The sequence below is a fragment of the Streptomyces sp. x-80 genome (assembly GCF_046549095.1).
GTDB classification, from domain to species: Bacteria; Actinomycetota; Actinomycetes; order Streptomycetales; family Streptomycetaceae; genus Streptomyces; species Streptomyces celluloflavus.
In genome coordinates, this window is the sequence record NZ_JAJPWM010000026.1 from 44553 (window position 1) to 65198 (window position 20646).

At 70.3% G+C, this 20646-nt stretch carries 20 protein-coding genes and 4 pseudogenes; 17 read left to right on the plus strand and 7 right to left on the minus strand.

Annotated features, from left to right (window positions below; translation table 11 throughout):
• Positions 1 to 24 precede the first annotated feature (24 nt).
• From ACLJWH_RS36395 to ACLJWH_RS36405, 3 genes and pseudogenes are all read left to right on the plus strand, one after another.
• Positions 25 to 741, plus strand: coding sequence for a TetR/AcrR family transcriptional regulator (locus ACLJWH_RS36395; RefSeq protein WP_411146081.1), 717 nt, complete (start codon positions 25 to 27; stop codon positions 739 to 741).
• Positions 742 to 1423: 682 nt separating this feature from the next.
• A pseudogene (locus ACLJWH_RS36400) lies at positions 1424 to 1858 on the plus strand (epoxide hydrolase family protein); the annotation flags it as partial.
• Between the two features lie 275 nt (positions 1859 to 2133).
• Positions 2134 to 2367, plus strand: a pseudogene (locus tag ACLJWH_RS36405) (IS5/IS1182 family transposase); the annotation flags it as partial.
• Positions 2368 to 2434: 67 nt separating this feature from the next.
• Here ACLJWH_RS36405 and ACLJWH_RS36410 read toward each other — a convergent pair.
• Complete coding sequence (locus ACLJWH_RS36410; RefSeq protein WP_411146082.1) at positions 2435 to 3265, minus strand: alpha/beta fold hydrolase; 831 nt, start codon at positions 3263 to 3265, stop codon at positions 2435 to 2437.
• A gap of 1108 nt (positions 3266 to 4373) precedes the next feature.
• On the opposite strand from ACLJWH_RS36410, the gene ACLJWH_RS36415 reads away from it, so the two are divergent.
• The 4 genes from ACLJWH_RS36415 (at position 4374) to ACLJWH_RS36430 (ending at position 7130) form a co-directional block, all read left to right on the plus strand.
• Positions 4374 to 4838, plus strand: a complete 465-nt coding sequence (locus tag ACLJWH_RS36415) for a winged helix-turn-helix transcriptional regulator (RefSeq protein ID WP_411146083.1) — start codon at positions 4374 to 4376, stop codon at positions 4836 to 4838.
• Positions 4839 to 5059: 221 nt separating this feature from the next.
• Positions 5060 to 5314, plus strand: a complete 255-nt coding sequence (locus ACLJWH_RS36420) for an alpha/beta fold hydrolase (RefSeq protein ID WP_411146084.1) — start codon at positions 5060 to 5062, stop codon at positions 5312 to 5314.
• A 14-nt stretch (positions 5315 to 5328) separates the two neighbouring features.
• Positions 5329 to 5733, plus strand: coding sequence for a nuclear transport factor 2 family protein (locus ACLJWH_RS36425; protein ID WP_411146085.1), 405 nt, complete (start codon positions 5329 to 5331; stop codon positions 5731 to 5733).
• 629 nt (positions 5734 to 6362) lie between these two features.
• Positions 6363 to 7130: an SDR family NAD(P)-dependent oxidoreductase gene (locus ACLJWH_RS36430; RefSeq protein WP_411146086.1), complete on the plus strand. Its 768-nt coding sequence runs from the start codon at positions 6363 to 6365 to the stop codon at positions 7128 to 7130.
• Positions 7131 to 7685: 555 nt separating this feature from the next.
• On the opposite strand, the gene ACLJWH_RS36435 is transcribed toward ACLJWH_RS36430, so the two are convergent.
• Positions 7686 to 8171: a MarR family winged helix-turn-helix transcriptional regulator gene (locus ACLJWH_RS36435; protein ID WP_411146087.1), complete on the minus strand. Its 486-nt coding sequence runs from the start codon at positions 8169 to 8171 to the stop codon at positions 7686 to 7688.
• Positions 8172 to 8318: 147 nt separating this feature from the next.
• Between ACLJWH_RS36435 and ACLJWH_RS36440 the strand changes: the two genes are divergently transcribed.
• Complete coding sequence (locus tag ACLJWH_RS36440; RefSeq protein ID WP_411146088.1) at positions 8319 to 9407, plus strand: NAD-dependent epimerase/dehydratase family protein; 1089 nt, start codon at positions 8319 to 8321, stop codon at positions 9405 to 9407.
• Positions 9408 to 9474: 67 nt separating this feature from the next.
• Here the strand turns inward: ACLJWH_RS36440 and ACLJWH_RS36445 are convergent, their stop codons facing one another.
• On the minus strand, positions 9475 to 10413 hold the full coding sequence (locus tag ACLJWH_RS36445) for a helix-turn-helix transcriptional regulator (RefSeq protein ID WP_411146089.1): 939 nt from the start codon (positions 10411 to 10413) through the stop codon (positions 9475 to 9477).
• A gap of 175 nt (positions 10414 to 10588) precedes the next feature.
• Here ACLJWH_RS36445 and ACLJWH_RS36450 point away from each other — a divergent pair, with 175 nt between their 5' ends.
• The 8 genes and pseudogenes from ACLJWH_RS36450 (at position 10589) to ACLJWH_RS36485 (ending at position 16874) form a co-directional block, all read left to right on the plus strand.
• The gene (locus ACLJWH_RS36450; protein WP_411146090.1) at positions 10589 to 11509 is read left to right on the plus strand and encodes an alpha/beta hydrolase; all 921 of its coding nucleotides are present in this window, start codon (positions 10589 to 10591) and stop codon (positions 11507 to 11509) included.
• Between the two features lie 466 nt (positions 11510 to 11975).
• Positions 11976 to 12203 carry a hypothetical protein gene (locus ACLJWH_RS36455; protein ID WP_411146091.1) on the plus strand — a complete coding sequence of 76 codons (228 nt, stop codon included), beginning with the start codon at positions 11976 to 11978 and terminating at the stop codon, positions 12201 to 12203.
• Positions 12200 to 12757, plus strand: a complete 558-nt coding sequence (locus tag ACLJWH_RS36460; protein ID WP_411146092.1) for a hypothetical protein — start codon at positions 12200 to 12202, stop codon at positions 12755 to 12757. The genes ACLJWH_RS36455 and ACLJWH_RS36460 overlap by 4 nt, the downstream gene beginning before the upstream one ends.
• A 55-nt stretch (positions 12758 to 12812) precedes the next feature.
• Entirely contained in the window at positions 12813 to 14024 is a 1212-nt protein-coding gene (locus ACLJWH_RS36465) for an FAD-dependent monooxygenase (protein WP_411146093.1), read from the plus strand.
• A gap of 485 nt (positions 14025 to 14509) precedes the next feature.
• Positions 14510 to 14650, plus strand: a pseudogene (locus tag ACLJWH_RS36470) (flavin reductase family protein); the annotation flags it as partial.
• Between the two features lie 75 nt (positions 14651 to 14725).
• Positions 14726 to 14917 (plus strand): hypothetical protein, encoded by a 192-nt coding sequence (locus ACLJWH_RS36475; RefSeq protein WP_411146094.1) that lies wholly within the window; start codon positions 14726 to 14728, stop codon positions 14915 to 14917.
• 99 nt (positions 14918 to 15016) lie between these two features.
• Positions 15017 to 15745, plus strand: coding sequence for an SDR family oxidoreductase (locus ACLJWH_RS36480; RefSeq protein WP_411146095.1), 729 nt, complete (start codon positions 15017 to 15019; stop codon positions 15743 to 15745).
• Positions 15746 to 16202: 457 nt separating this feature from the next.
• On the plus strand, positions 16203 to 16874 hold the full coding sequence (locus tag ACLJWH_RS36485; RefSeq protein ID WP_411146125.1) for a nitroreductase: 672 nt from the start codon (positions 16203 to 16205) through the stop codon (positions 16872 to 16874).
• A 59-nt stretch (positions 16875 to 16933) separates the two neighbouring features.
• Here ACLJWH_RS36485 and ACLJWH_RS36490 read toward each other — a convergent pair whose 3' ends face one another.
• Positions 16934 to 17101 carry a hypothetical protein gene (locus tag ACLJWH_RS36490; protein ID WP_411146096.1) on the minus strand — a complete coding sequence of 56 codons (168 nt, stop codon included), beginning with the start codon at positions 17099 to 17101 and terminating at the stop codon, positions 16934 to 16936.
• Positions 17102 to 17219: 118 nt separating this feature from the next.
• On the opposite strand from ACLJWH_RS36490, the pseudogene ACLJWH_RS36495 reads away from it, so the two are divergent.
• Positions 17220 to 17360, plus strand: a pseudogene (locus ACLJWH_RS36495) (flavin reductase family protein); the annotation flags it as partial.
• 371 nt (positions 17361 to 17731) lie between these two features.
• On the opposite strand, the gene ACLJWH_RS36500 reads toward ACLJWH_RS36495, so the two are convergent.
• From ACLJWH_RS36500 to ACLJWH_RS36510, 3 genes are read right to left on the minus strand one after another with little or no spacing between them, the layout of a single operon-like run.
• Complete coding sequence (locus tag ACLJWH_RS36500) at positions 17732 to 18160, minus strand: septal ring lytic transglycosylase RlpA family protein (RefSeq protein WP_411146097.1); 429 nt, start codon at positions 18158 to 18160, stop codon at positions 17732 to 17734.
• A 44-nt stretch (positions 18161 to 18204) separates the two neighbouring features.
• Positions 18205 to 19077 carry a glycoside hydrolase family protein gene (locus ACLJWH_RS36505; RefSeq protein WP_411146098.1) on the minus strand — a complete coding sequence of 291 codons (873 nt, stop codon included), beginning with the start codon at positions 19075 to 19077 and terminating at the stop codon, positions 18205 to 18207.
• Between the two features lie 17 nt (positions 19078 to 19094).
• A complete protein-coding gene (locus tag ACLJWH_RS36510; RefSeq protein WP_411146099.1) occupies positions 19095 to 19910 on the minus strand; it encodes a thaumatin family protein in 816 nt (271 codons plus the stop codon).
• Between the last annotated feature and the right edge of the window lie 736 nt (positions 19911 to 20646).

Genomic DNA, 20646 nt, shown 5'->3' on the forward strand with positions numbered 1-20646 from the left:
TAGTTCTCTAATTGAGAGGCTAGGGTGTTCCCGCAAGGAGCGCAACGCCCCCTCGGCAAACTCTCGGGAGTCACGCTGCCACCGAACGTCGACCAGACCGTCGAAGCGGCCGTTGACCACCGCAAAGGTCCGCGCCGCCGCGGTGAGGAGCTGGAAAACGCCATCCTGACGGCGGCGCTGGAGGAACTCACCGAAGTGGGTTATGCCGCGCTGACCATGGAACGGGTGGCCACCCGGGCCCGCACCAGCAAGGCCGCCCTCTATCGCCGTTGGCCCGGCCGCGCCGAACTGGTCGTGGACGCGTGCAAGCTGCGTCGCATCTCCGACGTCGACCTCCCCGACACCGGTGCGCTCCGCACGGACGTGATCGCCCTGCTGCGACAGGTGTCCGCGAAGATGGCCAGCCCGCTCGGGGGCATCCTGCGCGGCCTGCTCACCGAGATGACGCGCGATCCCGACTTCGCTCGGCTGATCCGGGAACAGGTCCACACCGTCGGTCCCGCGACGATCGGCGTCATCCTGGAGCGGGCCGTCGAGCGCGGTGAGGTCGAGCGCTGGATCCTGGATTCCCGGCGGGTCACGGTCGCGACCGACCTGCTGCGCAACGAGTTCCTGATGTTCGGCGCGCCCATCGAGGACGAGACCATCACCGACATCGTTGACGACGTGTACCTGCCACTGGTCCTGAGCCCGGCCCCGAAACCCGCGAGCGCCGCCGGTTCGGTCGGCAGCGCCGAGTAGCACCCTGCCGGCTGGGCGCGGCAGGGTGCCCGTGGCGCCGCTGCCGCGGCGGACGGGCTCCGTACCCCGGCCACCAGCGTCGTGGACGACACCGTGAGGTGGACGGCAACGCGGGAAGCTCACCGGCCGGCACCGGCCGGCTGTCCGTCCTTCAGCGCGTCCGTCCGCTGACGATAGACCGGAACGGCGGCACCTTCGTTCCCTGCCGCTGTTCCCTGCCCCTGTTCCCTGCCCGGTGGGTGGATCCGCGCTGTGACCGGCCCTCGGGGCACCGCGCCGGGAAGTCCCGGGCCTGAGGGCCGTGGCAGAGGAGTGTGGCGAATTCGATGTCGATGCCGATGGCGATAGCGACGTCGGTGCAGGACGCCCGGCCATGGCTCGTCGGCCCGCCTTCTCCGCGCCACCCCAGCACGATCCGCGACCGCTGAGCGAGCGCCAGAGCCGGAGTCCGGGCCAGGGCCAGGAGGGCCAGGGCCAGGTTCTGCGCCTGCGCCGTCGTACACCGACGCACACCGAGCCCTCAAGCACAGCCCGCCGGGCATCGGTTACCGGCAACGGCGGGACCTTTGGCCCAGGGCGACGACCCAGGACGACTCATACCCACGGGACCGCTGTCGGCCGCGCGCGTCAGACGCACGGAACCTGAACCGGCGGTCCACTCCGCCCCATCAGCATGCGCCCCATGTCAGACGCTCTGTCCCGTCCTGAGCCATTCACCTCGCAGACCGCCCCCGCGGCGCTTGACGACCTCCGAGCACGGCTGCGCGCGACACGCTGGCCGGACGCGCCCGAGGACGCCGGATGGTCGCTCGGGACCGACCTCGCCTACCTCCGCGAGCTGGTCGCCTCCTGGGCGGACGAGTTCGACTGGCCGGCGCAGGAGGCGGCGCTCGCCCGGCTCCCGCGCTTCCGTGTCCCGCTCGGCGGCCTCGGGATCCACTTCGTGCACGTCCGGGCCGCCGCGCCTGCCGGGCCCGTCCTGCCGCTGGTCCTCAGCCACGGCTGGCCGGACTCCTTCTGGCGCTACGCGAAGGTCATCCCGCTGCTCGCCGACCCCGGCGCGCACGGCGCCGACCCCGCCGACGCATTCGACGTGGTGGTGCCCGACATGCCGGGCGCCCGCGCGCGGCGGGCACTTCGCGCCCTTCGCGGAGCCCGAGCTCTACGCGAGGGAACTGCGGGCGTTCTTCCGCCCCTATCGGACCGCGGCGGCAGGCTGAGGGCCCCGCCGCGTACGGGCGCGGCCGGGCGGGACTCGTACAGTCCACAAACCCGTGTTCAGTCGTACGTGATGGAGCACGTTCGCTCGCGAGTACGTCGGTACTCGCCCGCACTCATGCGCACTCGTCCGCGCTCGGCCAGCATCCTGTCGATCTCCTGCCGGTGCTCGTGCACCACCAGGCCGCCGTCGACGCCAACCCCCGCCTGGTCGTCGCCGTGGTCGGCCGGCCGGTCGCCGGTAACCGCAACGACGGCAAGGCGTGGGAGCTGTCCGGCGCGGAGGCCGCCGTCGGCCGCACCACCGTGATCGTGGACGACGGCTACCGGGGGAGCGGTCAGGTCATGTCGCGCCGCCGCGAGAAAGGTCAGGCCCAGCACGGAAAAGGTCATTTACGGGCCCGCGCTTACTGGTCTCCCGTGTCAGCTGCTGGCGACGGCTCAAGGAACACCGGCCGTGACTCTCTTTCGCGCTCTACGCCTTCAAGAACGCCAGGATGTCGGGATTGAGGATATCCGGATGGGTCGACAACATGCCGTGGGGAAGCCCCTCGTAGCTCTTGAGGGTGCTGTGCTTCAGGAGCTTGGCCGACAGTGGCGCTGAATCCGGATACGGCACGATCTGATCGTCGGTGCCGTGGGCGACGAGGACCGGGACGTCGATCTTTTTGAGGTCCTCATTGAAGTCGGTCTCGGAGAACGCCTTGATGCATTCGTAATGGGCATTGGCCGCACCCATCATCCCCTGTCGCCACCAGCTGTCGATCAGCCCCTGCGAAACTTTCGCGCCGGGCCGGTTGAATCCGTAGAACGGACCCGTCGGCATGTCGATATAGAGCTGCGAGCGATTGGCGGCCAAGGTCGTGCGCATTTCGTCGAAGAATTCGATCGGCAGGCCGCCAGGGTTGATGGCCGACTTGACCATGATCGGGGGCACCGCGCTGATGAGCACCGCCTTCCCGACACGGCCGGGCTTGGCACGCGCCACATAGCGCGCGACCTCACCGCCGCCGGTCGAATGCCCGATGTGGAAGGCTCCTTGCAGGTCGAGTTCGTCGGTCAGTGCCGCCACATCGGCGGCATAGGTGTCCATCTCATGACCGGTCGCGGTCTGGGTGGAGCGCCCATGGCCACGTCGATCGTGGGCGATCACCCGGTAGCCATGCGCAAGGAAGAACAACATCTGATTGTCCCAGTCGTCGGCACTGAGCGGCCAGCCATGGTGGAAGACGATCGGCTGACCGTCGCGCGGACCCCAATCCTTGTAGAAGATTCTCGTGCCGTCGCTGGTGGTGACCGTGCTCATTGCTGATCCTTCCGAGTGAAGGGCTGAAGCGGTTGGGGTGCGCGACATTTGTTCAGTCGCAGCAGAGCAGACAGGGACGGGACCGGTGGGGCGACACCGACAATCCCGCATTCCGGAGGCTACGGGCCGACCCCATCGCCGGCCACGATACGCCCAAGTCCGGAATGGATCAGCTACTGCCGCCGACGGATCGTCGGCTTTTCGAGTGCTTCAGGAACAACTTCCGATAATTGATCGTCTGCGTTTCGGGTGACGTCTTCTTCGCTTGTGATCTCAAGCCGCACGGACGCCTCAAATTCGTCTCCGCTCCGCCTTCAGGCTCGGCCCGAGTCCAGGCAGTCCGGCCCCATGGGCCAACCGCCATCGAGTACGGACTCCCGCGGTCGCTCGATCAGCTGCTGTGGCAGCACGCCTTCGCCGGTCGGCTGCAACCCCTCGGCCTGGACGCGACCCACACCCGTCGACCACACCCTGCACCGGTCGACCTGGCGCCGACCACGACAACACCAAGCCCGCACCAGTCACCACACACGACGCGGACACACGACGCGGACACGCGACGGGGACACGCGACGGGGACACGCGACGGGGACACACGACGTGGGCGCAGATCGCGCTCCCCGGAATCAGGCCCCGGTGGCGTGCTGGCGGCCGGCCCGGCGGATCGTCGAGTTGACGGGCGCCTCCCGCCCGAGGTGCCCGGCGGCAACGGCCTTGGCTTGCGGTCTCTTCAAGTCTTCAGGTCTTCAGGACGCGGGCCAGGTGCCGTCGATCTGCCAACGCCGGAAGAGCGTGTACGTAACAGCGGCAACACCGCCTCCAGGCCAACCCACTGTTGGCCCATCGGTTCTCCGCGAGCACGTCGAGATCGTTCCACGACCTTGATCAACATCTCTGAACAGCGCACCGATGGCCCGTCCAGAGGGTCGCGTGACCCCGCGTCGCCGGACGCGCTGGGTCTGTCGTCCGGATCACAGGGGGAGTCCTGCGCGTTGCCGCCGACGGGAGTGAGGCGTTGGCGGCAACGTGCCCCCGGACCGGAGGCCAAGGCGGGCGTAGCAGGTACATTTCGCCAACTAGTACTTGTTTGCTACCTGGAGGACGGGTCATGGTCGAACGAACCCCGCATGTCACCTTTCAGCACGGCCAGTCGTTTCTCGCTGCGATCGCGGAGCGCTGGAACTACCAGATCCTGCGCGAGGTTTTCTTCGGTGTCCGTCGGTTCGGCGAACTCAAGCGCACCCTGGGAATTTCGGCGACCATGCTGACGACCCGGTTGAACGACCTCACCGAGCTGGGGCTGCTGGAGAAGCGGGCCTACCGGCCCGACAAGCCGTGGTACGAGTACCGGCTCACCGGTGCGGCACGGGAGTTGGTCGTACCCGCCGTCGTGGCGATCACGCGCTGGGCGGAGAGCCGGTCGGCCGGCGCGGGGGTCGATTCCCGACCTCTCCTCCACACCACCTGCGGGAACGAGACCGAGCCCTATCTCGCGTGCAGCAGCTGCCACCAGCCCATTCTCGCCTCCGCCCTGGAGCCGCTGGCTGAGCGACAGAGCGAGATGGAGAAGTAGTACACATTCGCTACTAGTTGCAGTAGGCTACCGCTAGTGGCGGTGGGTGGATGTCGTCCGCCAACCGCCCCCGAGGGGAGTGGTCATGGCAGCAGTGAACTGGCTGGACAGCCTCATGGAGAAGCTGATCCCGACATCGCTCGGACTGATCAACGTGCGGGAGGGGGCGTGTCGACGGCCCCGCCATGGTCTGCCGGCCGAGCCCGATGAGGGACGGCACCATGTGGCATTACCAGTACGCGCACTTCGCCCCCACCCGCCGCATGGTCCCCGCCCACATTCCCGGCCTCGTCATCACGGGCGCGGAGGACAGCCAATTCCCCGCGCACCTCGTACGGAAGATGGCCGATGCCATAAAGAGGGGCACCTTCCGGGTGCTGCCGCATACCGGTCACCTCGCCGTCTGTGAGAACCCGGACGAGGCCAATGCCGAAGTTGACGCCTTCCCCGCCGGCCTGTCCGCCGTGGCGGCCTGAAAGAGAGTGGAGCGATGACACCGAATCCCACCGCGACCAGCGCCGCACCGCCCACTTGGGTGCTACAGATCATGCACGAGATCGACACGCTCGCCTTCGGCGAGGGGTTCGCCCGTATGACCGACGAGACCGAGATGTACTTCGGCACCGCGCACGTGGTCGGCGTCGAAGCCATCAAGGCATTCTTCGTGAAGATCGACGGACCCCTCGACATCACCCACGAAGTCGTCGAGTACTGGACCGCCGCCCACGGCGTCCACCTCCTGCGGGGGGAAGCCACCATGGCGAAGAAGACGGCCCCCGACGCTGTCGTGCGTGCCCCGTTCATGCACATCTACCGTCTCGACGGCGCAGAGCCCGCGCGTATCAGGACCCTGCACATCACCGCTGGCCCGTTGCGAACCGACAGCGTCATATGAGAACCGTCGAGAGGCGGCAGGACGTAACCGCCTCGATTTGGCCGGCCTGACGGGTTGAGCGGGGGCTGTCGCGGGGCTGTCCGCCACGGAGAGCTCTCGCAATCCTCAGGTGCCACGTTGACGCTGGTAAGGAGCGATGACCATTTCCTTGACGTGTGGATGACGTTCGTCCCGGGATCGGCCGGTGCTCGGCGAACTGACGGCTGTAGTGGCGGCGCCGGCGAGACCGGGCCGGGAGAACGCCGCCGGCCCACCCGCCCCCCCGGTGATCGACGCACTCCTCGTGAAGGGTGCCGCGTTTCCTTGCCAGGTGACGCGGGTTGCCGGCGGAACATGGATCAGGCGAATCGGAACGGAGCCGCCAGGTGCGAGGGCGACTTTCCGGCTGCCACGGTGAGCGGAAACCCGAAGGTGATCGCCGATGCCGGAACGGCGGCGTGCCACTCGGGGTCGGGCCGTGCTTCGAGTGGCAACCTGGCCCAGGCCGGGCGATTACGGTGCGGATCGCCCGGTGGTGAACAGGGCCGCACCCAGGCGACGAGGAAGACCACGGCAGCCCCCTTCGCCTCCGAGTGCGAGGGGCTTCAGCCGCCTGCTGCCGTGACCGCCGGAACCCCGGGAGAAGAACGATGAGCGGAACGCTGGCAGGCAGGAAGGCCCTGGTCACGGGTGGCGCACGAGGGATCGGCGCGGCAGTGGCCCGCAGATTCGCCGCTGACGGGGCCGACGTGGCGATCAACTACCGGAGCAGCAGCGACGCGGCCGAAGCGCTCGCCGCTGAGATCACCGCCGGTGGTCGCCGGGCGGTCGCGTTCAAGGCGGACATCAGTGATCCGGACCAGATCCAGCGGCTGACCGACCAGGCCGCCGATGCTCTCGGCGGACTCGACATCCTGGCCAGCAACGCCGGAATCGAGCACTTCGGCACGTTGGACGCCGTCACCCCCGCCGAATTCGACCGGGTCTTCGCCGTCAACACACGGGGTCAGTTCTTCGCCGTACAGAACGCGGTACGACACATGGGCGAAGGGGGGAGGGTCGTACTGATGTCATCGGGAAGTGCCCACAAGGCGGTCTTTCACCACGCCCTCTACGCGTCGAGTAAAGCCGCCGTCGAGTCCATTGCGCTCAACCTCAGCCCGGAGCTCGGCCGGCGTGGCATCACCATCAACGCCCTCGCACCCGGGGGAACGGTCACCGACATGTCGGACCATGCGGGTTCCCGGTACGTCCATCCCGATGTCGACGCTGACTTCCCTACCGTTATCCGCACGGCGAGTGCGCTCGGGCGAATGGCCCAGCCCGCCGAGATCGCCGCGGTCGTCTCCTTCCTGGTGTCGGACGACGCCTCGTTCATCACCGGCCGGACCATCCAGGCCGACGGTGGCTGGTTCTGAGCGCGGGAACCCCTGCGCGCGCCCGAACAGAAGCCCGTTGACCACCTTGCCGTGCCCCTTCCGCCGCCCGCAGCCCGCCCGCCTGCCTCGCCCTATGGTCCTTCGCAGGTGCGGTTGACATGACCGCACCTCGCAGGGTGCGGAACGCGGCGTGGTACGGCCGGTCGGTGACGCCCGGCACCGGGTCGCGGAGTCGGACGGTGAGCATGGTGGGGCGGAAAGCGAGAGTGCGGCCGTTCTCGGTCTGACCAGCGGTGCGCTGATGGTGACGGGGGGAACCGGGCGCGGACCTGAAGTCCGCCGGTCTTGCCTGGTCGGGAGCGTGTTGATCGGCATGAAGTGCGGGGAAGGGGAGCGGTTGGAGTGGCTACGGGGGATCGACGGAGTGCTCCCGCCGTCGTCCAGGTGGGCGTCTGTGCCGTCGAACCGGCGACCTGTCCCGTTTGCGTGGTGCTCCACCGCGTGATCGCTTCCGGTGCGACGTGCGACGTGCGACGTGCGACGTGCGACGTGTGACCTGCGGACCCTGCGGAGCCGAGCGGCAGCCGGGGCGCCTCAGCCGTGGGTGGTGGGCGGGTAGGGCGCGCGGCGGTCGAGTTGGGCGAGGACGGTCTCGGCGACCTCGCGCAAGGCGGTGACCTGGTCGGGGTCGAGGTGGTCGAACATGTACCGGCGTACCGCGGTGACATGGCCCGGGGCGGCCTGCCGGATGGCGCGTCGGCCTTCTTCGGTGAGGACCACGAGGGCGCCGCGGCCGTCGTCGGGGGCGTCCTCGCGGGTTATCAGGCCGCGGCGCTGCATGCGGCTGAGGTGGTGGGAGAGGCGGCTCTTCTCCCACTGGAGGGCGTCGGCGAGCTCGAAGTTGCGGGCCCTGTCCTCGTGATGGTCGGTCAGCTGGGACAGCACGTCGAAGTCGGCCAGGGACAGACCCGAGTCGTCCTGGAGCTGCCGGTTGAGCCGCGCCGTCAGCTGTGTGTGCATGGCGATCAGGGCGCACCAGGCGCGGTGCTCATCGTCGGCCAGCCATCGGGTCTCGGTCACGACACCCAGCCTACCAGCGCGGTTGACACGTCAACCATCGAGGCGTAGAACGATAGGTGATACGTCAACAAACTGCCTGGGCGGCTCCATCACGCCGCCCCTCGCACACAGAGGCTCTCCGGCGCGGCCGGAGGGAGAGGACCGATCGTGACGAACAAGGTCGTGATCACGGGAGCCAGTGGCCTGGTGGGCACCGCGTCGCTGGAGAAGTTCCTCGGCGAGGGCTGGGACGTGGTCGCCGTCTCCCGCCGCAAGCCCGAGGTCCGTAGCCGCCGCCCCTTCCAGCACGTGGCGGTGGACCTGCGCGACGAGGCCGCCGGCCGGGAGGCGCTCGGGGGCCTGTCGGGCGTGACACACGTGGTCTATGCCGCGGTGTACGAGAAGCCGGACCTGGTCGCCGGCTGGCACGACCGCGACCAGATGGAGACCAACGAGACGATGCTGCGCAACACGGTGGAACCGCTGGCCGCCGCCGGCGCGCTCCGGCATGTGAGCATCCTCCAGGGCACCAAGGCGTACGGGGTGCATCTGCACCCGATCCCGATCCCGGCCCGCGAACGGGACCCGCGCGATGACCACGAGAACTACATGTTCCGCCAGGAGGACTACCTCCGGGCCGCGGCCGGCCGCCACGGCTTCGCGTACACCGTATGGCGCCCCCAGGTGGTCATCGGGCCGAATGTCGGTGTCGAGCTGAACATCATCCCGGCGATCGGCGCGTACGCGGCCATCGCCCGGGAGGAGGGGCTGCCGTTCTCCTTCCCCGGCGGTCCGTCCTTCGTGTGGGAGGCGGTCGACGTCCGCCTGCTGGCCGACGCTCTCGCCTGGGCGGCCACCGCCCCGCAGGCGGCCGACGAGACCTTCAACATCACCAACGGCGATGTGTTCGAATGGCGCAACCTGTGGCCCGCCCTCGCCGAGACCCTCGGCGTCGAGACCGGCCCGGACCGGCCCCTTCCGCTGACCTCCTACCTGCCGGAGAAAGCCGGAGTGTGGGACAAGGTCGTGGCCAAGTACGACCTGCGGCCGCTGAGCCTGGACCGGGTGATCGGCAAGGCGCACCAGCACGCGGACTTCGCCTTCGCCTACGGGGCCGAGGCCGGCCCGCGTGCGTTCGTGAGCACCATCAAGCTGCGGCAGGCCGGCTTCACCGAGGTCATGGACACCGAGGACAGCTTCCGCCACTGGCTACAGGACCTCATCGACCGCAGGATCCTGCCGCCCGCCGCCTCCTGACGCGAACGCGTACCCCCGAGTTCCCGTCCGGTGCCGATGGCATCGGGCGGGAACTCGGCGTTCTCCGTCAAGAGCGTCCGACTCGTGGGTGTCCGGTGGGTGTCCAGTGGCGGCTGTCGGGGTCCGCGGTGCGGTCGTCGTGGTGGCCGGGGCGGGACGCGGTCCCTTGCAGAAGGAAGCGCAACGCCTCGTGGGAGGGGGTGTCGGGATCCGTGGTGTAGGCGATCAGCTGCTGGTCGGGGTGGGTGTCGACGGAGAACTGCTGGACGTCGAGGGTGAGGGTGCCCGCGACGGGATGGTGGTAGGTCTTGGCGAGCTGTCTCGGGCCGCGGACCTGGTGGCCGGCCCACCAGTCGCGGAAGTCTCCATCACGGACGCTGAGTTCGCCGACCAGCGTGTTCAGACCGCGGTCGTGGGGGTTGCGGCCGGCTTCCATGCGCAGCACGGCGACGCATTCGCGGGCGGCGCGCGGCCAGTCCGCGTACAGGGCCCGGACGGCGGCGTCGAGGAAGGTCAGCCGGATCAGATTGCGTTCGGTCGGGGGCAGGGCGCCGAAGTCGGTCAGCAGGGCGGCGGCCCCAGGGTTCCAGGCCAGCACGTCCAGGCGGCGGTTCAGGACCATCGCGGGGACATCGGGCATCGTGTCCAGCAACTGCCGCAGACGCGGGGCCACCTCTGGCCGGCCGGGCTGCCGCGCGGGAACGGCGGGCGCGACATCGGCGAGGGTGAGCAGGTAGTCCCGTTCGTCGGGGGCGAGTTGGAGCGCATCGGCGAGCGCGCCGAGGACCGTGCGGGAGGCCCGGCGGGTACGCCCCTGCTCCAGCCGGACGACGTAGTCGACGCTCAGGTGCGCGAGCTGGGCCAGCTCCTCCCGGCGCAGGCCCGGCACGCGGCGCAGCCGGCCGTCGTCGGGCAGGCCGGCCTGCCGGGGATCCAGGGCGGCGCGACGGGAGCGCAGGAATTCGCCCAGCTCGTTGCCATCGGGAGCAGCGCCACGGTGTTCCATGGCTCCAGTGTCCGCGCGTTCACGGCCGTGTGCCTGGTACTGGTCTGCACAGGCGGGACTCTCCCTGGCACCGTGTGCCCGGCGGCGCGACGGTGGGGGCGTGGCCGACGGACCCCGGCGGCCATCGGGTTCGCCCCGCGAGCCGGCCCTTCCTTGTCACTGGAGTGCACCACTCATGAGGACCGACATCACGTTTCTCAGCGCCGGCCTGAAGCTCGCCGGCCACCTCTACACCCCGGACGGCGAAGCCGCCGGTCCGCGCCCGGCGATCGTCGTGGGCCACCCCGGCAGCGGTGTGAAGGAGCAGGCTGCGGGCCTCTACGCACGGCGCCTGGCCGAGCAGGGGCTGGTCACCTTGGCGTTCGACGCCGCGTACCAAGGCGAGAGCGAGGGGGAGCCGCGCGGTCTGGAGGACCCTGCCCATCGGGTCGAGGACCTCAAGGCCGCGGTCTCCTTCCTCACCACCCGCGACGATGTCGACCCCGACCGCATCGGGGCGCTGGGGATCTGCGCCTCCGGCGGATACGTCCTGACCGCCGCCGCGACCGACCACCGCATCAAGGCCGTCGGCACCGTCAGCGCCGTCGACATCGCCCGCCAGTTCCGGGTGGGCGCGGACGGCACCCAGGACCCCGCCGTCATCCAGGGCATGCTGGCGGCGGCCGCCGCCGCGCGGACCGCCGAAGCCCGCGGCGAGGGCGTCCAGACCTTCAGGCTCTTTCCCGACACCGAGGAGGAGGCGCGCGCGGGTGGCCCGCATGTCTTCGAGGGCTGGGAGTACTACTGCACCCCTCGCGCCCGGCACCCGCGGTCGGCCAAGGCTCTGACCTGGACCAGCATCGACCGCATCGCCGCCTTCGACGCCTTCCGCTCCCTCGGCCTGCTCGCCCCGTCTCCGCTGCTCATGATCGTCGGGCGCGAAGCGGTGACCTCCTGGATGAGCGTGGCAGCGTTCCAGCAGGCTCCCGGCCCGAAGGAGCTGCTGTGGATCGACGGTGCGACGCACAACGACCTCTACGACAAGGACGAGTACGTCACGCCCGCGGTCACGAGGCTGAGGAGCTTCTTCGGGGTCCACCTGGCCAAGACCGAGTAGCGGCCCGGCCCCGGCACCGGATGCCACCAAGGCTCGTGGCGGGACGTCAGAAAGTCCCGTGACGCTGCCGAACGTACCCTTCGCGGGCCGGAGCGGCCCGGTGTGCGAGGCCATGGCCGCGGCCGGCGAACCCGCTCGGCGACGCCACCTCGTTCGCTCCCGCGACGTCGGGACGAGGCCCCGGCCACCGCGAACCGGCAGGGGATCGCCCGTGGCCCGCCGCAGCCTCGCGAGGCCACGGCTCGCCGCCGGTGGCGAGGTGTCAGCTGCCGGGTCACGCCGCTGGTCGCGCACCACACGTCGAGGACTCTGAGCAGGCCGGCGGCAACATCGTCCATGGCGCGAATTCCCTCATCCGTAAAGGGGCTTGACGTATGTTGACGTGGCTGGCTCGGCCCCGTGGTGCGTGATCACGTGGTACGGCCAGAGAGGCCCGCGACCTGTCCCAGCTCTTGATCGGGGAGTCTTGAGCACCTCGTTTCCCGCCGGCGCCGAGCTGGCAGTGCCGAGCCGGAGCGGCCACACGCTGAGTTTCTTCGAGCCGGCCTCCGGTCGCCGCAGCGACCTCGTACCCGTGCTGCCCGAGGGGCACGAACTCTGCTTCGACCCCGTGCGGCGACGCTTCTGCGCGAGCCACACCTACCGATCGGGCTACTTCGCCGCGCATGACGAAAGGGCCATGAGATCAGATTGATCGGCGTCGACACCCACCAGGTCGCCGAGGTGATCGGCCTCGCTACGGAACACGGTCCGCACGCCCTCGCCCTCGACGCCGCGGCGGACCTTCGCCACGTGAGCGTCGAGGAGGGTCCGGCCGGTCCGGGGGGACCGGCCGCCATCGACCCGCGAACCGACGAAGTGGTGGCCCGGTACTCCGCCGACGCACCGGTGCCGCACCGGGCGGTGCCGGCGCCCGACGGCACGGCCGCCTGTACCACCGACAAGAGCGGGCTCTTCGCGTCGAGGACCGACCTGACGGGCCGGACTCCCGTGCGACGCATCCCGGTCGTCGGCAGCGAGGGCCTCGCACTGTCTCCCACGGGCGACCGGCTCTACATCATCCGGCGGATTCGGGGGTCGCGGGGCGATGCGAGGGACGCGAGCCGGGACGCCGCCCCGTCCTCGCCGGCAGATCGGGGACGCCCGGCGCGCCGGGCGGCCGGTGCGCCGGGTGGCCGGTGCGGTCCGTGGCCGGGCGGAGCGGCCGCCCACCGCCGTCGCCCCGGGCGACCCGGAGGGCAGGTATGAGCGCGCGACACCATCGGGCTTCGCGCCCGTGACCAGGACAGGAAGGTCCGCCACCATGAGCACTCCGAGCATCCTCATCTCCGGCGCCAGCATCGCGGGACCGACCCTCGCCGCCTGGCTCGGCGCCGCCGGCTGGGACGTCACCGTCATCGAACGCTTCGACCAGCTGCGCGACGAGGGCCAGAACATCGACATCCGCGGTACCGGCCGCGAAGTGCTGCGCCGGATGGGTCTCGAAGACGCCGTCCGCGCCGCGCACACCCACGAGACCGGCCTGGACTTCGTCGACGAGCGCGGCCGGCCGATCGCGCGTATCGCCGCCGGCACCGACGACACCTCGGGCGGCACCGCCGAACTGGAGATTCTGCGGGGGCGACTCGCGCACATCCTCTACGACCGTTCGTCCACCGACGCCGCATACGTCTTCGGCGACCAGATCACCGCGCTGCACGACGACGGGCACGGTGTGGACGTCGAGTTCCGCCATGGACCGGCCCGCCGGTTCGACGCGGTGGTCATCGCCGAGGGGCTCCGTTCGCGCACCCGCTCGCTGGTGATACGGGACGTGCGCCTGCGCGAACTCGGCCTCTACAGCGCCTACTTCACGATTCCGCGCACCGACGCCGACAACGACCGGTGGCGGTGGATGATCGCCGACCGCGGCCGCGGGGTCACCCTGCGGCCGGACGACGTCGGGACCATCCGGGCTTCGCTGAACATGCTCAGCTCCACGCGCGGACTCGACCGCCTCGACCGCGAGGACATCGTCACGATCCTGCGCGCGACCTTCGCCGACGCCGGCTGGGAAACCCCCCGGATCCTCGACGCCCTCGACGACAGCCCCCTGTACTTCGAATCGCTCGGCCAGGCCCGGCTCCCGCGCTGGAGCAGCGGCCGGATCGCCCTGCTCGGGGACACCGCCTACTGCGCTTCGCCGGTCAGCGGCATGGGGACGACCCTGGCCGTCACCGGCGCCTACGTCCTGGCCGGCGAGCTCACCCGCCACACCGATCCGCAGACCGCGTTCGCCCGTTACGAGGCGGTCATGCGCCCGTTCGTCGAGCGGGCCCAGCGACTCCGGCCCGGGTTCCCTTATCTGCTCTACCCCCGCACCCGACGGCAACGCTCGCTGGTCTGGGCCGGTCTGCGGGCGGCCACCAGCCCGTTGGCCGACCGGCTCGGCGGCGTCGCGGGAGCACTGTTCAGCCCGCCCGCGGACGCGCTCGACCTGCCCGACCATGCCATGGCGCTACGGCACGACGGGTGACCTGGGCGGGACGCGGCCGGCCGGTCGGCGGTGGCGGGCGGTGGGCGAGCCCGCCGCCCCTGCCGGGTACCGCTTCGAGGCTGCCCGCGGGGACGCACACGGCGCCGGCGCCCGTCCGGCACCCCGCCGCGGGCCACGGGTACGCGGGAGACCGGACCGTCATGGTCACCGGAGCGGCATCGCCCGGCGGGCCTGCGATATCCGGTCAGGAGACCCGAGGCGTTGACCGGGCCAGGAGCCAGGCCCTCGGACGATGCCATTGCTGTCGGTCCCCGCCGTCACCTCGTGCACGGCGAGCTCGGCCCCGCCGCCGGGTGGGGGCCCCACCTCGGCGTACTCGGACGAAGCCCGGCCCCCGGGGGCCGGTGGGCCGCCCCACGGGCGGGGGAGCGGTGCCGGCGGGCGACGTGGCGCGCGGGGTCCTCGCCGGGCGGTGCCGTGGATCACCCTGAGTTCCGCGGCCGCCCTCCTGGACGCTGGTCACCATGCGTACCGACTTCGACCCTGCCGCGCTGTCCCGTAACGAGTTCTACCGGCTGTTGACCGCGGTGGTCGTGCCGCGCCCCATCGCCTGGGTATCGACCGTCGGTCCGGACGGCGTCGCGAACCCGGCCCCTGCGAAGTTCTCTGGAGAGCGGTATCGGTGAGCGGAGGTTGGCCCTGGTCAGAGACTTACCGCAAGGGGGTGTGTGCTTCACCTGATGGTCTGGGAGACGGCGTCAGCAGGGGCCTGGGCGACGTACCACAAGACCGTCGCGGTGGTCCTGTCACCGCCGGACGGACTCATCCTCTTCTGCGGTATGCCGATCAGGTTCGAAGACGTCACAGCGGGTGACGCCCGTACAGGCCGCGCGCCGTTCGACGAGACGGTCACGTTCGTCGACGGTCTCTGACGCCATCTCCCCTTGGTCGATCAGCGAGCCGTTTCATGCCCCATCCATATAGCGGCCCATATGCAATATTGCGCACGTCATCCAGATGAAAGGCATGTCATGAAGATCGCAGTCATCGGCGGTACCGGACTGATCGGGTCGCAGGTCGTCAAGAACCTCAACGCGGCCGGACACGAGGCGGTAGCACACTCGAAGTCCACCGGAGTCGACATCATCAGCGGCCAGGGACTGGACGCGGCAGTGGCGGGAGCCGACGTCGTCGTCAACCTGACGAACTCCCCGACCTTCGACGAAGCCTCCCTCGCCTTCTTCCAGACCTCGATGGACAACCTGCTGGCCGCGGCCCACGAGGGCGGCGTCGGCCACTTCGTCATCCTCTCGATCGTCGGCACGGACCAAGTCCCGGAGCTGGACTACTACCGGGCCAAGGCGCTCCAGGAGAAGATCCTCGCGGCCGGGCCGATCCCCTACTCGATCGTCCGGGCGACGCAGTTCATGGAGTTCATGGACGCCGTCCTGTCCTGGACCGCCGACGCCGACACCGTCCGGCTGCCCGCCACGCCCATCCAGCCGATCGTCTCCAAGGACGTGGCCGCCGCGGTCGCGGAGGTCGCCGCCGGCGCCCCGCTGAACGGCATTCGCCACATCGCCGGCCCCGAGATCTTCACCTTGGACGAACTGGGCCGTATCACTCTGACGCACAAGGGCGACAACCGCACCGTCGTCACCGACCCCACCGCAGGCATGTTCGCTGTCGTCAAGGGAGACGTCCTCACCGACAAGGATGCTCACCTCGCCCCCACCCGCTACACCGACTGGCTCTCCTGACTCGGACGAGCCCTCTCGGGCACGCAGACCGCAGAGAGCTACGCTCCGGCCGTCGTGCGTGATGACAAGAACTCGGCATGGCGGCCAGGGGTGTCCATGCCGCTTGAGTCTGCGATCGCATCTGCCGAACCCCACATCAGGGTGAGCGACGGGCTGCGGCTCGACCACCCGCACGCCTTGCGCACCGCCGGGCTTGACGCCTTCCGCATCTCGGTGCGGCGCCCCTCTCGGGCGGGTCGGTTCCGTCGGACGCCGGACGGTCGGCCGCTGGCCCACGGTGCTGGACGCGCCGGTGCCGGTGAGCTGACGGGGCTTTGCGGGCGCGGTGCCCACCGCGTGGTCACCTGTGCGGGGCGCGACCCGGTGCGATCGTCGCTCATGAGGTTCCAGGCCCCCACCCCGCGGCCCGCCGACTGCCAATGAGGAGACCCGTGGAGCGGATGAGAGGTAGATGATCTTGGATGTCTATGAGGCGGTCACGAGCCGACGGGCGGTGCGCGGATTCACCGACCAGCCCGTCCCGAGGGAGGTGTGGGAGCGCGTGCTGTGCGCAGCGGCCTGGGCGCCGTCCGGTTCGAACCTCCAGCCGTGGCGCGTCTACGTGCTGACCGGTCGGCCGCTGGCCGAGCTCAAGCGGCGCGCCGGCGAGCGTGTGGCCGCAGGCGACCCCTGGGACGAGCGGGAGTACGAGATGTACCCGGCTGCACTGAAGTCCCCGTACCACGAGCGTCGATCCGCTTTCGGCCATGAGCGCTACAGCGCACTTGGCATTGCGCGCGAGGACTGGGAGGCGCGCCAGCGGGCCGCTGCCGCGAACTGGGACTGTTTCGGTGCGCCCGCCGCCCTGTTCTGCTATATCGACCGCGACATGGGGCGGCCCCAGTGGTCCGACGTCGGCATGTATCTGCAGACCGTCATGCTGCTGCTGCGCGCCGAAGGGCTGCACAGTTGCCCGCAGATGGCCTGGTCGGTGTACCGCCGAACCGTCGCGGAGGTCCTGTCACCCCCGGACGAGCTCGTCCTCTTCTGCGGTATGTCGATCGGGTTCGAGGACGCCACGGTGGGCTGCACCCGTACGGGCCGCGCGCCGCTCGACGAGACCGTCACGTTCGTCGACGGTGAGGTTTGACGCGCTCCGGCTTGATCGCCTGTGTCGCTCGGCTTGGCATACAACGCGGCGTCGGCGACTCAGCGGACCGCTTCCGATGACGCGGCCAGGCCCGAGGCTGCGGGGCGCTTCGGGGCGTACGCGGCGAGGTGGTCGTGGAGGTTGAGAGTGACCTGGCCTCCGTGGGCGTGTGCGGGGACGTCGAAGTCCTCCCAGATGGCTGGGGCTGCGGTTGGGGCGGTGGGCACGGTGTCGGCTCTTGGCGCCCGTCGGCTCCGATACCGGGTACTTTCCGTCGTACTCAGGGGTTTGGGGGTGCTGTGGATCCGCTGTAGGGTCCGCACCCGTCCGGGGGGACTGATCACCATGCGCATCGACTTTGATCCCGCTGACATGTCCCGCAACGAGTTCTACAAGCTGTTGACCGCGGTGGTCGTGCCGCGCCCCATCGCCTGGGAATCGACCATCGGTCCGGACGGAGTCGCGAACCTGGCCCCTGCGTGGTTCTGCGGGAAGTGGTATCGGTTGAGGGGGACGTCAGCCCTGGTCAGCGGGGTGGCGCAAGGAGCGGGGAAGCAGTGGGCAGGCGGTGCTGCGCGGCCCATACAGCTCTCCTCACCTAAAGGGCCGGGCCCGCGCCGGACCGGCCGCGTCAGGTCAACTCGTGCCCGAGGACCCGCGAACACTCGCCAGTTCGACACACAGGCCGCACGCGCCCCAAAGCCGCCAGGGCCTTGGGCCCTGCGGCTGCCTTCTCATCTGCCCACGGTGCGAACCGTCCGGCCGGCAGGCTTCTGGGGCGAGGCATCGCCCCGGGCCCCGGCGTACGCCGACGCGGCCGTCCTTCCCTGGCCGCGTCGGCGTCGGTGGTGTGGCCCCTACGGCAGCACTTCCTCCGTCACCTCGATGTGGCCCTGGTCGGGGTCGATGACGCCGCCGAGGCGCTGGAAGGCGCCGTCGGTGAGGTCGAGGCACTTGGGTTCCTGCGGGGTCTGGGTGAAGGTGCCGCGGTCGTTGATGCGGACGACGAGGGAAGCGCCGTTCGCTGTGTTGGTGACCTTCACGCGGGTGTTGAAGGGGAGTTGCGGGTCGCGGGAGAGGGAGGTCGCCGCGGTGTCGGCGTTGTTGTCGAAGATTTCGCCGCTGGCGGTGTAGGAGCCGGGCGGGATGGGGCCGTAGTGCGTCGCCCAGCAGGTGTCGGCGCGCGGGGCGGCGGGTGCGGCGGAGCTGGGCGGCGCCGCGACGACCACCGCGGCGAGGGCGGTGGCGCCGACGGCCAGGCGGGCGAGGGGGAGTGCGCGGACCATGGTTGCTGCCTTTCCGGAGCGGGAATGCGGGGCAGGGCTGCGGCTCAGCCCGCCGCGCGGTAGGCGGCGCCCACCTGCGTGGCGGTCGTGCCGTCGTACAGTCCGGTGCCGTCGCCGCGGCTGGTGGAGAGCGTGAACCAGGCGTACCGCTCGACGAACGGCAGGCTCTGGAGCATGGCCGTCGACTGCTGCACGAAGGCCGCCTGCTCCTCCTGCGTCGGGTACCGCGGTGTGCCGGACGAGAAGTCGATCAGGGCGTACTCGGTGAGCCAGAGCGGCTTGTGGTGGCGGTCGTAGGTGGCCTGGAGGTAGCCGCGCAACTGGCCGGTGGCGTTGGCGGCGTTGAAGTCGCCGCCGTACCAGTGGACGGGCAGGAAATCGACCTTGAGGCCGCGGCCGGCGGCGCCCTGGAGGAACTGGTCGAGCCAGCCACCGGCGGTGTCCGCGCCCGTGGCCACCGCGGGCGCGCCGAGCCGCAGGCCCGTCGACTGCAACCGGGGCCACAGGTCGAGCGCTTGCTGCACGGGCATGGTCGCCTGCCCCGGATGGTCGGGCTCGTTGAAGCCGAGCAAGGTTGTGCCCTGCTGCTTGGCCTGGTTCAGTTCGGCGTCGGTCACCGAGGCCGGCCCCCAGATCATCGGGACGAACTCGACGCCGTCGGGCGCGGCGATGCCGGACCGGCCCGAGGACCAGGTGTAGAACCAGCCGGCCCTGGAATCGGCGAGAGTCTGGGTGTCGCCGGGGAAGTGCCAGGCGCTCACGCCCTTCTTCATCACGTCGGCGGCGTCCGGAACCGTGATCCGGTCCGCGGCCGTCGCCGGGGTGCCGTCCGGGGCCGGGGCCGCCGCGGCGCGGCCGGCGGCCGAGAGCGCGAGCGGGGCCGCCAGCGCGGCGGTGAGGATGCTTCTTCTGCGCATGGTGTGTTCCCGTCCGTTCAGGCGCCGCGGTGGAATTCGACGGTGAAGCCGCTGCACCGGCTGCACTGCTGCATGACCTGGTTGCCCGGCTCCTGGTCCTGCCCCGACCAGCCGTACGCCTTCGGGCAGTTGGTGGCGATCATGTCGCTGTAGGGGGTCTTGGCATCGCGGTTCGGGCTGGTGCACAACTTCGGCGTGCCGTCGTCCCACCGCGTCAGGTTGTCGGCGGGGCACTTCGGCAGCAGATCCGCGGCGCAGCCCACCTCGCCGCAGCCGCCACCGGAGCCGGACACCTCGGTGGGCGTGATCGTGATCGGCACGGAGAAGGCATTGACGTAGCTCACGTTGTACCAAGGCGCCAGACCGTCGCCGCGGTCGAAGTTGAACTCGGCGAGACTGACGGGCTGTTCACCGGTGCCCGGCGCGCAGTGGTCGGCGAAGACGCCGCAGTCGCCCAGCTCGCAGTGGAAGCTGCTGCCGGACTCGCCGCTGCACCCCATGCGGGCGAAGAACTTGCCGCGCCAGTAGCCGGGAGCCGCGACCTCCGGGACGGTGACCGTCGCCGACTGCCCCGGTTCCAGGATCGGCAACGACCCGAAGTTCTTGGAACCGTCGGAGTTGACGGCGCTGCCGACCCAGATCTTCTTGCCGGTGCTGTTGACGAACGTCACCGTGTGGGCGCCCGCGGTGGCCGCGGCCGGCGCGGCGCCGTCGAGCGCCGTATCCGTGGCCGTCTTCGCCTGGGGCCGGGCGTCCGTATGCGACGGGACCAGCACCAGTAGCGCGGCGACCACGGCGATCGTGGCCGCCAGAGTGCTCAAAGCCTTGCGCAAAAAAGCTCCTCCGTCGAATGTGTGATGGAAGTCGGGGAGGCGGGGAGTCGGGGCCGGGCCGGATCACGTCGGTGGGCGGGCGGGGCGAGCGTCGGCGCGGCGCCCGGAGCGCGTCGCGGCGGCCGCGGTTCCGGCCGGGCCGGAGCCGGGCGCCCGCGGTGCGCCGGGAGGACAGAGCGGGGCCTGCTGCGGCCCTGGCCACGAGGGCACATCGGGTGCGCTTGGCGGTACTTGGGTGGTTGGGGCCGGTGGATGCGGGAGCGGTAGGCGGACGGTGATGCGGCCGGTCATCGGTGGGGTCGTGCAGGATGGCACCGTTGCCGTCCCCGGGCGCGGAAGTCCCAGGAGTACGTACGGAAACCCGACGGGCCCATATGACAGCCGCCGCCTCCGCGCCTGTCAATGGGACGAGACCCGTTTCCGGCCAGGGGGAGGGGAGACGGCGGGGTGTGCCGCGACCGGTTACGCGTACCGGCCTGCTGCGGGTCAGGGGTCGGCCGAGCGGCGCGGGACCGGAGCGCCGTCGGGCCCCCAAGAGGAGAGGGACACGGGAGCGCTTCTGCTGTAGGCAGGCCCGTCCGCGATGACGCGCTGCGGGCATGGTCACGTCAGAAGCCGTACCGGACCGAACTGCACAGCGCCCAGCGGGGGAGGCGGCGCTCGGCAGGGACACCCGGAGCCCCGCGCCGTCCAGTTCAGCGGGGCAGAGGAAGCTGATCCCTCTCCGGCCTCGTGC